11 protein-coding genes and 1 pseudogene are annotated in these 13066 nt (G+C 62.1%); all 12 read left to right on the top strand.

The features are described from left to right. The first annotated feature begins 1195 nt into the window (after positions 1-1195). Positions 1196-3841 carry a hypothetical protein gene (locus FJY68_05690; GenBank protein MBM3331332.1) on the top strand — a complete coding sequence of 882 codons (2646 nt, stop codon included), beginning with the start codon at positions 1196-1198 and terminating at the stop codon, positions 3839-3841. Positions 3842-4069: 228 nt separating this feature from the next. Continuing rightward, on the top strand, positions 4070-5623 hold the full coding sequence (locus FJY68_05695) for an acyl-CoA carboxylase subunit beta (GenBank protein ID MBM3331333.1): 1554 nt from the start codon (positions 4070-4072) through the stop codon (positions 5621-5623). An 18-nt stretch (positions 5624-5641) separates the two neighbouring features. Continuing rightward, positions 5642-7360, top strand: a complete 1719-nt coding sequence (locus tag FJY68_05700) for a methylmalonyl-CoA mutase (GenBank protein MBM3331334.1) — start codon at positions 5642-5644, stop codon at positions 7358-7360. A 49-nt stretch (positions 7361-7409) separates the two neighbouring features. Beyond that, positions 7410-7850 (top strand): four helix bundle protein, encoded by a 441-nt coding sequence (locus FJY68_05705; protein MBM3331335.1) that lies wholly within the window; start codon positions 7410-7412, stop codon positions 7848-7850. Further along, positions 7840-8241 (top strand): methylmalonyl-CoA epimerase, encoded by a 402-nt coding sequence (gene mce / locus FJY68_05710; GenBank protein ID MBM3331336.1) that lies wholly within the window; start codon positions 7840-7842, stop codon positions 8239-8241. Before FJY68_05705 ends, mce begins: the two co-directional genes overlap by 11 nt. 3 nt (positions 8242-8244) lie before the next feature. Next, positions 8245-9174 carry a J domain-containing protein gene (locus tag FJY68_05715; protein MBM3331337.1) on the top strand — a complete coding sequence of 310 codons (930 nt, stop codon included), beginning with the start codon at positions 8245-8247 and terminating at the stop codon, positions 9172-9174. A 153-nt stretch (positions 9175-9327) separates the two neighbouring features. Beyond that, positions 9328-9900 carry a rubrerythrin family protein gene (locus tag FJY68_05720; GenBank protein ID MBM3331338.1) on the top strand — a complete coding sequence of 191 codons (573 nt, stop codon included), beginning with the start codon at positions 9328-9330 and terminating at the stop codon, positions 9898-9900. 77 nt (positions 9901-9977) lie between these two features. Next, a complete protein-coding gene (locus FJY68_05725) occupies positions 9978-10493 on the top strand; it encodes a thiol peroxidase (GenBank protein MBM3331339.1) in 516 nt (171 codons plus the stop codon). A gap of 25 nt (positions 10494-10518) precedes the next feature. After that, a pseudogene (locus FJY68_05730) lies at positions 10519-10626 on the top strand (desulfoferrodoxin FeS4 iron-binding domain-containing protein). A gap of 273 nt (positions 10627-10899) precedes the next feature. Next, positions 10900-11277, top strand: coding sequence for a desulfoferrodoxin (locus tag FJY68_05735; GenBank protein ID MBM3331340.1), 378 nt, complete (start codon positions 10900-10902; stop codon positions 11275-11277). 2 nt (positions 11278-11279) lie between these two features. Beyond that, positions 11280-11822: a ferritin gene (locus FJY68_05740; GenBank protein ID MBM3331341.1), complete on the top strand. Its 543-nt coding sequence runs from the start codon at positions 11280-11282 to the stop codon at positions 11820-11822. 17 nt (positions 11823-11839) lie between these two features. After that, complete coding sequence (locus FJY68_05745) at positions 11840-13051, top strand: FprA family A-type flavoprotein (protein ID MBM3331342.1); 1212 nt, start codon at positions 11840-11842, stop codon at positions 13049-13051. Positions 13052-13066: the final 15 nt, after the last annotated feature.

Genomic DNA, 13066 nt, shown 5'->3' on the forward strand with positions numbered 1-13066 from the left:
CCGAGCCTCGCAGCGAGTTCCGGCTTGACTTGCGCGTTCAGCCGCGAGTTGAGTCCGGCCTTGAGCCGCGCGTTCAGTCTGCGGTTCAGTTCGGCACTGAGCGCCGCAGTGATCGCGGCAGTTCTGGTGCGAGTGCTTTGACCCCCAGCCGGTCTCGTGCGCAAGCCCTGTCCCTGCGGAGTCACCAGTTCGCTGGACTCCTCACCCCGACCCTCTCCTCGGGGAGGAGAGGGAGAAGGAAAGGCCCTGATTGCCATCTACATGTAGTGGTGTACCGCTCTCGGACCACAATTCTGCCGCCGGGGGGATGATCCGGAGGCTGCCTGCCCCGTGGCCTTCGCCGCTGCAATGCGAGGTGCACTGAAGCCTGCAATGACCGGTGCATTGATTCGAGCTTTGAACCGAGCGATGGCGTGAGCGATGACGCGTGCCATGCTGCGAGCCATTCGGTGAGCTTTGACGTATGCGATGCCGCGTGCAATGACTCATGCAGTGCGCGATGCAGTTTGCTACGCAGTCGACGACGCACTCGCCGACGCAGTCCGCTACGCGGTGAACGATCCTCTGACCGACACTTTCCGGCGAGCAATGACGGGTGCTTTGACCGACCCGACCGCGCCTTGAGCGCGAAGTAGCAGTCAGGACTTCGTCACCAGGAGACAAAGGGACCAAGAGGACCTTTGGGTCCGAGGTATCGTCTGCCCTGACATCGGTGTCTAGCTGTGGTTCATCAGCTTCCATCGTCGTCGCGCCGGTTGCGCCGTAGTTCGAGGGACGACCGCACTGTTTGACAGGGGCCGTTGAAGCCAAGTCAGAAGTCAGAAGGCAGAGTGCAGAAGGCAGGAGTCTGGTCGAGGACTTACCGCACCACGAAGGCGCCGACTTCTGGACCCGATGGTCTGGTCTGCGAGGCGGGCGGGGTCAGGCTGCCGGATCCCGCCCGCGCTCAGTTACCACGGGCCTACGGCCGCTACCGCCTGAACCGGTGGCGGATGGCGAGGAGGCGAGATGAGAAGAGGCGATAGAGCGCCCAGAGAGAGCAGCGAGAGCGGGGAACAGACTAGGAGCCTCCGAGCCGTACCCGACGCGTGGTCCTCTGCGGGCCCGGCGGTTGGAGCTCCTTTGCGTCCGGTGGGCCCCCATGTCCGTTGACAAGCAGCGGGCGAAGCCGATAATCAGATGTCTAGGAATCCTGATGAAGTGCGCCTCATTGCTGTTGGTTCTTCGCTGCCTGGTGCTGGCTGTCCCCGCCCAAGGGCGGGAGGCGATGCTTCCGGGCGCATCGCCGAGGCCCAATTTCCGGGCAGAGGATGTCCGGGAGCAGGTCCGGGTCAATCGCGCCCTCAACCGTCTTTCTGCTCGTTCGACTTCCTTGCTGGACGATGGTGAGTTCGTGATTGACACGAGCATCGTCCATGTGCCTGCGCAGGGCAACCAGCAGGTTCCTGCTGTCGCCTTCGACGGCGCCAATTTCCTGGTGGCGTGGCAGGATGCGCGCGGTGGCCGTATATTCGGTGCGCGGGTGACGCCGCAAGGCGCAGTACTCGACCCGGTGGGCGTCACCATTACGCCGGCACCGGGTGACCGGGGCTATCCTGACTTGTGTTTTGACGGCACGAACTTCCTGGTGGTATGGGAAGAAGACCGCACCGGCACCAACTGGGACATCCTCGGTGCGCGGGTATCACCGCAGGGAGGGGTACTTGATCCTTCGGCTATCCCCATTTCGGCTACGGAAGCTGACCAGATGACGCCTGCCGTTGCTTTCGATGGTGCAAACTCCCTGGTGGTATGGGCAGACGACCGCAGCGACACCACCGATACCACCGACAACATCTACGGTGCGCGGGTGACGCCGCAGGGCACGGTGCTTGATGCCGCCGGGATTCCGATCTCCACCGTGGATGACGACCAATCGACGCCCGCCATTGCCTTCGATGGCAGCAACTTCCTCGTGGCCTGGGAGGATTACCGGGACACCAGCAGCAACGTCTACGGTGCGCGGGTATCACCGCAGGGAGTAGTGCTCGACACTCTGGGTTTTCCCATCTCTGCCGCTGCTAACGACCAGTTGGCGCCGGCTGTTGTCTTCGACGGCGCGAGCTTCCTCACGGTCTGGCAGGATGCCCGCAGCGGCAGCGGCTACGACATCTACGGTGCTCGGGTGACGCCGCAGGGGGTGGTGCTCGATGCCACCGGGCTGGCTGTCTCGCGCGCGGCCGGCAACCAGGGCTTTCCGACCGCGGGTTTTGACGGCACGAACATCATGGTGGCGTGGGGCGACTATCGCGGCGGCAGCGGCTACGATGTCTACTGCGCGCGGGTGACTCCGCAAGGTGCCGTGCTCGATCCTGCGGGCATTGTCGTCTCGCAGGCGGCGCGCGAGCAGTACTACCCTGCGGTGGGTTTTGGTGGGGCGAACCTGCTCGTGGCGTGGCAAGATGACCGGAGCGGTACCGCCTACGATATCTATCTGGCGCGGGTAACGCCGGCAGGCACACTCCTCGACCCCGCCGGTATTGTCGCTTCGCTGGGGGCACATGGCCAGAGCGTTCCGGCCGCAGGATTCGACGGGACGAACTTCCTTGTTGTCTGGGAGGACTATCGCGACGACGCTGCGGGTGATGTCTATGGAGCGCGGGTGACGTCACAGGGCGGCGTGCTGGACCCCGCTGGGTTTGTCATCTCTCAGACGACTCGCGGACAGCTCTCTCCTGCCGTGGGTTTTGATGGGGCGAACTTCCTCACGGTCTGGCAGGATGCCCGCAGCGGCAGCGGCTACGACATTTACGGTGCGCGCGTGACGCCCCAGGGAACGGTGCTCGATCTCTCCGGTTTCGCCATCGCGCAGGCGCCTGATGAACAGAGCGCTCCGGTCGTGGAGTTTGATGGTACGAACTTCCTCGTCGTATGGCAGGACTATCGAGACAGCGTGCGTTTTCACATCTATGGTGCCCGGGTAACGCCACAAGGTACGGTACTCGATCCATCCGGCATCGCCATCACAAACGTTCCCGGGTTCCACTACGCCCCTGCCGTCGCCTTCGACACCACGAGTTTCCTCGTGACGTGGCAAGACACGCGCAACGGCAGCAATTGGGACATCTATGGTGCTCGGGTAACGCCGCAAGGTACGGTACTCGACCCCGGCGGCATCGTCATCTCAAACGCGGAAAACCACCAGCGTTTTCCTGCCGTAAGTTTCAACGGCGCGAACTTCCTCGTGGGATGGCAAGATAGCCGCTACGGCTACGATCACGACGTTTTCGGTGCCCGCGTGACGCCGCAAGGTTCACTGCTCGATCCAACCGGCAGACCGATTTCGACCTCCCCGGGCGAGCAGTCGGCACCTTCCATTGCCTTTGACGGCTCGGACTTTCTCGTAGTCTGGCAGGACTATCGCAACTTCGGCGACTTCGAAATCTACGGTGCGCGTGTGTCGCCGGGGGGGGCGGTGTTTCAGGGCGGTCCGGTCGTCCGCCAGATCGGAGACCAGATGTACCCTCGGCTGCGCGGAGGTGGCGGGGGCCGGACGCTGCTTGTCTACCAGGGCTGGGCCGGTACCGTAGACGGCAAGAACTACAATACCGACAGGGCTTGGGGCAAGACGGACCCGAATCCGGCCATAGAGGAGATATCAGAGCCCGAGGTGCGAGGCGTGACATCAGCGCCGACCATCATCGCGGGTACTCGGGGTGTCAATCGTCTTGCATCCTGCGTCGTCTTCGATGCGATGGGGCGGATGGTGGTGAATCCAAGGTCGGGCATCTACTTCGTCAGGGACGAGGTGCGAGGGGCGGGGGATGCGGGCAAGATGCGGAAGGTCGTCCTGCAGCGCTGAGCAGCAGAAGCTAGAACCTGCCTCTTCCCTCGAACCCGCATCAAGTGTGTGATCTTCGGTGACTCCCTCCCCGCCAGCGCTTCGGACTTCTGACATCCAGATCCCTCCATCTGACCTCGATTGGCCGCACAACCCGCGTCCATCCGTGACTGTCCGTGGTCGTTGCAGCAAGACGGCGTCCGCCGGTGTTTGACAAGCAGGGGCTGGCCGTCTACCATCACTCTCCATATGTCGCACATCAAACACGTTAAGGACGAGTTGGCCAGGCGGAACAAGGCCGCGCAGGTGGGCGGGGGCGAGGAGCCCATCGCCAAGCAGCATGCGGCCGGCAAGCTGACCGCGCGCGAGCGCATAGATATCCTGCTCGACAAGGGCAGCTTCGTGGAGTTGGACCGGCTGCGTATGCACGACTGCCACGACTTCGGAATGGAGAAGCGCAGGATTCCGGGCGACGCGGTGGTGACCGGGCACGGCCGGATTAATGGCCGGCCGGTTGCTGTCTTCTCGCAGGATTTCACGGTGTTCGGCGGCACGTTGTCGCGCGTGTTCGGTGAGAAGGTCTGCAAGGTGATGGATATGGCCATGCGGACCGGTATGCCGGTTGTCGGCCTGAATGACTCGGGCGGAGCGCGGATTCAGGAGGGCGTGGACAGCCTGGGCGCGTATGCGGATATCTTCCTGCGCAACACGCTCGCGTCAGGGGTAGTTCCTCAGATATCGGTTGTGCTCGGGCCGTGCGCGGGCGGCGCGGTCTATTCGCCCGCCCTTACCGACTTCATCATCATGTCCGAGCGGACGAGCTACATGTTCATCACCGGGCCTGAGGTGATCAAATCCGTGACTAAGGAAGAGGTGACCAAGGAGAAGCTGGGCGGCGCCGGCACCTGCAATGAGACCTCAGGGGTAGCCCATTTCAAGGCGATTGATGACAAGGATGCGCTGGAGATGTGCCGCAAGCTGCTATCCTACTTGCCCCAGTCGAACCGCGAGAAGCCGCCTGCCGCGACGTCGCGAGACGACCCGAATCGGGCATGCGAGGGAATCCAGGAGATAATCCCGGACGATACGCGCAAGCCGTACGACATGACCCAGATAATCCACAAGGTTGTTGACCAGGGCTCCTTCTTCGAGGTGCAGAAGTTCTGGGGCAAGAACATCGTCATCGGCTTCGCGCGGATGAACGGCGAGGTCATCGGCATCGTGGCGAACCAGCCCAAGTTCCTGGCCGGGTGCCTCGATATTGATGCTTCATGCAAGGCGGGCAGGTTCGTCCGGTTCCTCGACTGCTTCAACATCCCGATTCTGACGTTCGTGGACGTGCCCGGATTTCTGCCCGGGACCAACCAGGAGTACGGGGGGATCATCCGCCACGGCGCCAAGCTGCTCTATGCCTTCTGCGAGGCGACCGTGCCAAAGGTAACGATTATCACGCGCCGGGCGTACGGCGGAGCGTATGACGTAATGTCTTCGAAGCACATCCGCGGCGACTTCAACTTCGCCTACCCGACCGCTGAGATTGCGGTGATGGGTTCGGATGGCGCAGTCAACATCATCCACCGGAAGAAGATTGCGGAGTCGGCCGATCCGGAAGGGACGCGGAAGAAGCTGGTGGAGGACTACGAGGAGACGTTCGGGAACCCGTTCAAGGCTGCAGAACTTGGGTTTGTGGATGAGGTGATTGAGTTCGAGGAGACGCGGCGACGGGTCGTTGAGTCGTTCGAGATACTCAGGGACAAACAGGCCTCGAATCCGCCGCGGAAACACGGGAACATACCGCTTTGAGGAAATGTCGAAGGTCGAATGACGAATGACGAATCCCGGAAGGGTGGTCCGGACGTCGATTTGAGGCGAGTCGTCGAGAAGTGGGAGCAAGAGACGGTAGCTCCTGTGCTTAAGAAGGCGCCGGAGAGGGCGGAGGCGGCAGAGACGGTCTCGGGACTGCCGTTGAATCGGGCGTACACGCCCGACGCATCACGCCTTACGCAAGACGCATTGCGCATCTATGCAGAGCAGCTTGGGATGCCGGGGGAGTTTCCGTTCACACGGGGCGTGCAGCCGACCATGTATCGCTCGCGGTTCTGGACCATGCGGCAGTACGCAGGATTCGGTTCAGCCGAGGATACGAACAAGCGCTACCATTATCTGCTCGGGCAGGGGCAGACCGGGCTCTCCGTCGCATTCGACCTGCCGACACAGATGGGCTATGACTCGGATTCGGCGATGGCCAAGGGTGAGGTCGGAAAGGTCGGGGTCGCCATCTCGTCGCTAGAGGATATGGAGACTCTGTTCGCCGGAATCCCGCTGGACAAGGTCTCGACCTCGATGACCATCAACGCGACTGCCGGGATCCTGCTGGCGATGTATTGCGTGGTTGCGGAGAAGCAGGGGAAGAGCATCGGCGGTCTCGCGGGCACGATCCAGAACGACATCCTGAAGGAATACGTCGCGCGGGGGACGTACATCTTTCCGCCGAGGCCATCGTTGCGGCTTGTGACCGACATCATCGCCTGGTGCGCGGAGAACGTGCCGAAGTGGAACACCGTGAGCGTCTCCGGTTATCACATACGCGAGGCGGGCGCAACCGCGGTGCAGGAGGTCGCATTCACCATTGCCGACGGGCTTGAGTACATCAGGGCTGCCCTGAGCACGGGGTTGGCAATTGACAAGTTCGCGCCCCGACTCTCGTTCTTCTTCGCCGCACACTCGAACATCATTGAGGAGGTCGCGAAGTTCCGGGCAGCAAGGAGGCTCTGGGCAAGGCTGCTGCGGGAGCGATGGAACGCGTCTGATGAATCCTGCAAGCTCAGGTTTCACACTCAGACCGGCGGAGTGACCCTGACTGCTCAGCAGCCCGAGAACAACGTCATCCGGGTTGCCTATCAGGCGCTAGCCGCGGCGCTGGGCGGAACACAGAGTCTGCACACCAACTCGCGGGATGAGGCCCTGGCACTGCCGAGTGAGGAGTCGGTGCTCATTGCCCTGCGAACGCAGCAGATTGTCGCGCACGAGTCGGGAGTCGCGGACATTGTCGACCCGCTGGCCGGATCGTATGCGGTCGAGTCTCTGACGGACGAGATGGAGGAGCGAGCGCGGGAGCTGATCGGCAAGGTCGAGCAGATGGGCGGGGTGGTCTCGGCGATTGAGCAGGGGTTCATGCAGAACGAGATTGCGGATAGCGCGTACAAGTACCAGCAGGCGGTGGAGAAGAAACAGCGGATTGTGGTGGGAGTGAACAAGTACACGGAAGGGATCGAGGGATCGAGATCTCAAGCGATAGAGGGCAAGCTGCTGAGAGTTGACCAGGCGCTGGGTGACCGGCGCGCGGCTGAGCTGTCCGCGTTCAGGCGGAAGCGGGAAGCGCCAGAGGTCGCTGCAGCGCTCACAGCCCTGAAGGACAGGGCTCGAGGCACAGGGAATCTGATGGAAGCGATAGTAGCGGCCGTGCGGACAGGCGGGACTGTGGGCGAGATCAGCGACGCCTTGCGGACCGAGTTCGGCGAATACGACCGGCAGAGATGAACGGGCTCGCCAATCGCCATTCGCCCTTCGCCGTTCGTCGAGGAGCGACATGAGGGACATACGGAACTACGACGTTTTCAGGCTGGCCGACCGGCTGGCCCTGATGGTCTACCGCATCACGGTTTCCTTTCCCAGTGAGGAGAAGTACGGGCTGGTGTCTCAGATGCGTCGGGCAGCCCTGTCAATTCCCATAAACCTGGCAGAAGGCGCAGCCAGAAGCGGCGCGCGGGACTTCGCGCATTTCGTCGACATGGCGTTGGGTTCGTGCGAGGAAGTACGCTGCGAGGCCCACGTCGCCAGCGAGTTGGGCTACATGAGGACTGCTGATTGTCGCCAACTCGACAGTTCGTACGAGGATGTAAGCAAGATGCTGAACAAGCTCCGCTGCAAGATCCGCAACTCAGACCCGCGGTCCGGGGGCGAAAGGCGAAAAGCGGAGGGCGAAAGACGATCCACAGCGTCAAAGGAGGAGGCGAGCAATGGTCCGTAAGGTATCCCACATTGCCATAGCCGTTCCCAACGTGACCGAGGTCGCGAAGTTCTATGAGGAGAAGCTGGGCTTGAAGCTGGTTGGCCGTGAGGACGTGGCGGGCTCAAAGGTCACGGTCGGTTTCATCCCTGTAGGGGAGACCCGCCTCGAACTCGTTCAGCCCGCCTCTCCGGACTCGCCCATCTCCAAGTTCCTTGAGACGCGTGGGCCGGGTCTGCAGCATGTTTGCTTTGAGGTGGACGACATCGCGGCCGAGCTGCAGCGGCTGGAAGCGGCCGGAGTGAGGCTGATTGACAAGATACCGCGTCCGGGAGCGCATGGGACGATGGTGGGCTTCATTCATCCCTCGGCAACAGGCGGAGTGCTGGTGGAATTGAGCGAACAGAAGTAGACAGTGGAATTCAAGGACTACTACGAGGTGCTTGGTGTGCCCAAGGACGCGGACGAGAAGGCCATCAAGGCTGCGTACCGGAAGCTGGCGCGCAAGTATCACCCTGATGTCTGTGCGGACAAGGCCGAGGGCGAAGGAAGGTTCAAGGAAGTCAACGAGGCATATGAGGTCCTTTCCGACAAGGAGAAGCGATCCAAGTACGACCAGTTTGGCGCCGACTGGCAGAGAGCCCAGCAGTCCGGGCAGGCCGGCGACTTCGACTGGAGTCGCTATCAGGCCGGACAACAGCCGGGCGGATACTCGAGGTACACAACCGAGGATCTGCAGGACCTCTTCGGCGAGGGCGCGCCATTCTCGGACTTCTTCACGCATCTCTTCGGAGCGCAAGCAGCGCAAGCACAGCCGCGCGCGGGCCGGGGACGGGACATCGAGCAGCCCGTTGTCGTGACGCTGGCCGAGGCCTCCAAGGGCACTACGCGCAGGCTCAAGCGGCAGGGCGGTCCCACGATTGAAGCGAAGATACCACCCGGGGTAGACAACGGGACACGCATGCGGTTGAAAGGGCAGGGCATGCCCGGCAGGAGAGGGCAGCCGGGCGACCTGTGGCTGGTGATGACGGTCGAGGACGATCCCAGTTTCGCCCGGGACGGCAACGACCTGCACACCCGGATACAGGTTCCGCTGTACGTGGCCATGCTCGGGGGCGAGGTCACCGTTCCGCTGGTTGAAGGTAGGGCCAAGACCAAGATACCGCCCGAGACGCAGTCGGGGTGTGAATTGAGGCTCAAGGGCCAGGGGATGCCGGTCTATGGCGAGCCGGGGAAGCGCGGCGACCTGTACGCCACAATCGAAGTCCGTTTGCCGTGCCGCCTCTCTGAGAAGGAACGGGCATTGTTTCGTGAGTTGGCCAAGTTGCGGCCCGAGGAGAAGTGATCCGCTCCACATGGAGTCTCGTCCGGAGGGATTCCGCACTTGGGCGGCCCGCTCTAGTGGCCGAAGTCACGAATCTGGTGCTATATACGATAAGTCTAATAGTGGTTTGATGTACGACTCAGGCAACAGCACAAATCCGAGGAGAATATCAACATGGCGCTCAAGGGAAGCATGACCGAGAAGCACCTGTTGGCCGCCTTCGCTGGCGAGTCTCAGGCGCGTAACCGTTACACCTACTTCGCCAGTCAGGCCCGGAACGAGGGACTGGTGCAAATGGCCCTGATCTTCGAGGAGACTGCCAACCAGGAAAAGGAGCACGCCAAGCGGTTCTTCAAGTTCCTGGAAGGCGGCGACGTCACGATTCAGGCTTCGTACCCGGCCGGCAAGATCGGTACAACCCTCGATAACCTGAAGGCAGCGGCCGCGGGTGAGATGTTCGAATGGGGCACGCTGTACCCTGACTTCGCCAAGACCGCGGAGCAGGAGGGTTTCAAGGACGTCGCGGCCGTGTTCCGCAACATCGCGGTGGCGGAGAAGCAGCATGAGAAGCGCTATAGGGATTTGGCGGCGAACCTTGAGGCGGGCAGGGTCTTCAAGCGTGGCAGCAAGGTTTTCTGGCGCTGCCTCAACTGCGGTTACCTGCACGAGGGCCCCGAGGCCCCTGGCCAGTGCGCAGCTTGTGCCCACCCGCAGGCCTACTTCGAGCTGCTGGGCGAGAACTGGTGAAGCCCGTTCTTGCCGCGCTGGCACTGATTCTGGCTTGCGGTTCGGGTCCCAATGTCTCAGCTATCAAGGAGAGCAAGATGATTGAACGTCCCGGTGCAGTGCTGTTCGGTGGCAAGCCGGCGACCCTTGTCGGTCCGGAGTTGCGGGCCGGTGACGCGGCGCCCGACTTCACCGCGGTCGGCAACGACATGAAGCCGGTGAAGCTGGCGGATTTCAGGGGCAAGGTGGTCGTCATATCGGCAGTGCCGTCGCTCGACACGCCGATCTGCGACATGGAGACGCGACGCTTCAACTCCGAAGCCGCGAACCTGGGTTCGGGCGTGGTGATACTCACGGTGAGTATGGACCTGCCGTTTGCCCAGAAGCGGTGGTGTGGAGCTGCCGGCGTGGACCGGGTCATCACGGTATCAGATCACCGCGACGCATCATTCGGGACCGGCTACGGCGTCCTGATCAGGGACGTGCGGTTGTTGGCTCGTGCCGTGTTTGTGGTTGACCGGCAGGGAGTGATACGCTACACGCAGCTGGTCAAAGAAACCGGCACCGAGCCGGACTACGCTCCGGTGCTCGAAGCCGTGAAGCAACTGCAGTGACCATGGGTCTAGGAAAGGACAAGCGATGACGGCAAGGCAGCAGGTATACAGTTGCAGCGTCTGCGGGCAGATTGTGGCCGTGGTACACCAGGGCGGTGGCAGGCTGGTATGCTGCGGCAAGCCGATGATGCTGGCCGGAGAGGAAACGGCGGGAGAGTCCGAGGCCCGGCGCACGATAAGGCAGGAACCGGTCGCCGCGAAGTCGGTGCCGGCAACGGCTCCGCACTGGCAGTGCAGCAAATGCCACTATGTCATCCAGGCGGAACAGCCGCCGGAAACATGTCCGTCGTGCCATGAGCACTGTCAGTTTGTCGATGTGACATGTTACATCCCGGAGTGCGGGTTCAGCGGTGTAGATAGTCGTCTGATCGGGTAGGGCGAGCGCCCTGCCAACTGGAGGAAACGAATGGCAAAGAGAATGGAAGTCTACCGGTGCGAGGTGTGCGGGAACATAGTCGAAGTTCTGGACGGCGGAACCGGTCAACTGGTTTGCTGCGGCAAGCCGATGAAGCTGTTGGTCGAGAACACGACCGATGCGTCGAGAGAGAAGCATGTCCCGGTGATTGAGAAGGTAGCGGGCGGATACAAGGTGAAGGTCGGCAGCGTCCCGCACCCAATGGAAGAGAAGCACTACATCGAGTGGATCGAGCTGGTGGCCGACGACAAGGCATACCGGCAGTTCCTGTCGCCGGCGCAGGCGCCCGAGGCGTTCTTCTCGCTTGAGGCCAAGAGCGTGTTCGCCCGAGAGTACTGCAACATCCACGGTCTCTGGAAAGGAGCATGAGCGTGGTCCCCAAGAAGATCGAAGAGGCCTTCAGCGAGCAGATCAAGCACGAACTGGAGTCGGCCTACATCTACCTATCCATGGCCGCGTACTTCGACGCCGACGGTTTTCCCGGTATGGGCACGTGGATGCGGGCACAGGTGCAGGAAGAGCAGACCCACGCAATGCGTTTCTACAAGCATATTGTCGAGCGGGGCGGGCACGTGAAGCTCCACCCGCTGGCGATGCCGCCGCAGGACTGGAAGTCGCCACTCGCCGCCTTCGAGGCGGCCTACGAGCACGAGAAGTTCATCACCGGCAAGATCGACGGGCTGATGAAGCTCTCCCTGGCTGAGAATGATCACGCCTCGCGGAGCCTGCTGCAGTGGTTCGTTGACGAACAGGTCGAGGAGGAAGCGAACACGTCCAAGGTTGCGCAGGACCTCAAACTGGTCGGGAACGATGGTCGGGGTATCCTGATGATGGATCGTGAGCTGGGCACGCGGACGTTCGTGCTCGCGCCGGAGCTGGCTGCACTGTACGCGCAGGCGGCCGCCGGGGCATAGGCCGAGCCGGCATCGATATGAGCGGCAGCGGCTTCTCAGCGGTCAAGGTCAGCGAGCACGTCTGGTGGGTCGGGGCGATCGACTGGGCGTTGCGCGACTTCCACGGCTACTCGACACAGCGTGGCTCTACCTACAACGCCTACCTGGTGATGGGCGACTATCCGATCCTGGTCGATACGGTCAAGGCCCAGTTCCGTGACGAGATGCTCGCGCGGGTGGCATCGGTGGTGAACCCGGCTGACGTGAAAGTCGTAGTCTCGCACCACGCGGAGATGGATCACTCCGGTTCGCTTCCGCAGGTGATTGACATCATCAAGCCGGACAAGGTCTACGCGTCGCAGATGGGGGTGAAGAACCTGCACGATCAGTTCCACGGACTTGGCGAGGTCACGGCAGTCAAGGATTCGGAGACGCTCAAGTTGGCCGGACTGACCTTCACCTTCCTCGAGACGCGGATGCTCCACTGGCCGGACTCAATGATATCCTACCTGCACGAGGATGAGCTGGTCTTCTCACAGGACGGTTTCGGCATGCACCTGGCCACGCCGAGGCTGTTCGCGGACGAGAATGACCCGGCCGTTATGCTCTACGAAGGCAAGAAGTACTACGCCAACATTCTGCTGCCCTATTCGCCGCTCGTTCTGAAACTGCTCGACCGCATCAGGTTACTGGGTATCAGCATCAGAACGATCGCCCCGGACCACGGGCCGGTCTGGCGAAAGGACCTAGGCACCTTGCTGGGCTGGTATGCGAGGTGGGCCGAACAGAAGCCTGAGAACCGCGCGGTTCTTGCCCACGATTCCATGTGGCAGAGCACCGCGATGATGGCCCGCTCCATGGCCGATGGACTGCGTGAAGGAGGGACCGATGTCGCGGTGATCCCGATGAGTTGCATGAGCCGGTCGGATGTCATGACAGAGCTCCTCTGTGCCGGTGCTTTTTTGGTCGGCTCGCCGACCTTGAACAACGGCATGTTCCCGACCGTGGCCGACGTTCTCACCTATGCAAAGGGTCTCAAGCCCAGGAACCTGATCGGTGCCGCGTTCGGTTCACATGGTTGGAGCGGCGAAGCGTGCGCTCAGATTGAGACTGCGTTGCGCGAGATGGGAGTCGAGATTGCGCTGCCTGCCATGAGGCTCAAGTTCGTGCCGGACGCAGCCGCGCTCGACCAGTGCCGCGAGTTCGGCAGGGCAGTCGCCGCAAAGCTCCAGGAGCGGGTCGGCATGTGATTGAGCGGGCCGGAA

Source organism: candidate division WOR-3 bacterium (assembly GCA_016867815.1).
In the GTDB taxonomy this organism is placed as follows: domain Bacteria; phylum Hydrothermota; class Tepidihabitantia; order Tepidihabitantales; family Tepidihabitantaceae; genus UBA2258.

Bases quoted from the DNA above. Each gene is read 5' to 3' on its own strand.
- FJY68_05690 (MBM3331332.1), top strand. From the start codon at position 1,196: ATGAAGTGCGCCTCATTGCTGTTGGTTCTTCGCTGCCTGGTGCTGGCT.
- FJY68_05695 (MBM3331333.1), top strand. From the start codon at position 4,070: ATGTCGCACATCAAACACGTTAAGGACGAGTTGGCCAGGCGGAACAAG.
- FJY68_05700 (MBM3331334.1), top strand. From the start codon at position 5,642: ATGACGAATGACGAATCCCGGAAGGGTGGTCCGGACGTCGATTTGAGG.
- FJY68_05705 (MBM3331335.1), top strand. From the start codon at position 7,410: ATGAGGGACATACGGAACTACGACGTTTTCAGGCTGGCCGACCGGCTG.
- mce (MBM3331336.1), top strand. From the start codon at position 7,840: ATGGTCCGTAAGGTATCCCACATTGCCATAGCCGTTCCCAACGTGACC.
- FJY68_05720 (MBM3331338.1), top strand. From the start codon at position 9,328: ATGGCGCTCAAGGGAAGCATGACCGAGAAGCACCTGTTGGCCGCCTTC.
- FJY68_05725 (MBM3331339.1), top strand. From the start codon at position 9,978: ATGATTGAACGTCCCGGTGCAGTGCTGTTCGGTGGCAAGCCGGCGACC.
- FJY68_05735 (MBM3331340.1), top strand. From the start codon at position 10,900: ATGGCAAAGAGAATGGAAGTCTACCGGTGCGAGGTGTGCGGGAACATA.
- FJY68_05745 (MBM3331342.1), top strand. From the start codon at position 11,840: ATGAGCGGCAGCGGCTTCTCAGCGGTCAAGGTCAGCGAGCACGTCTGG.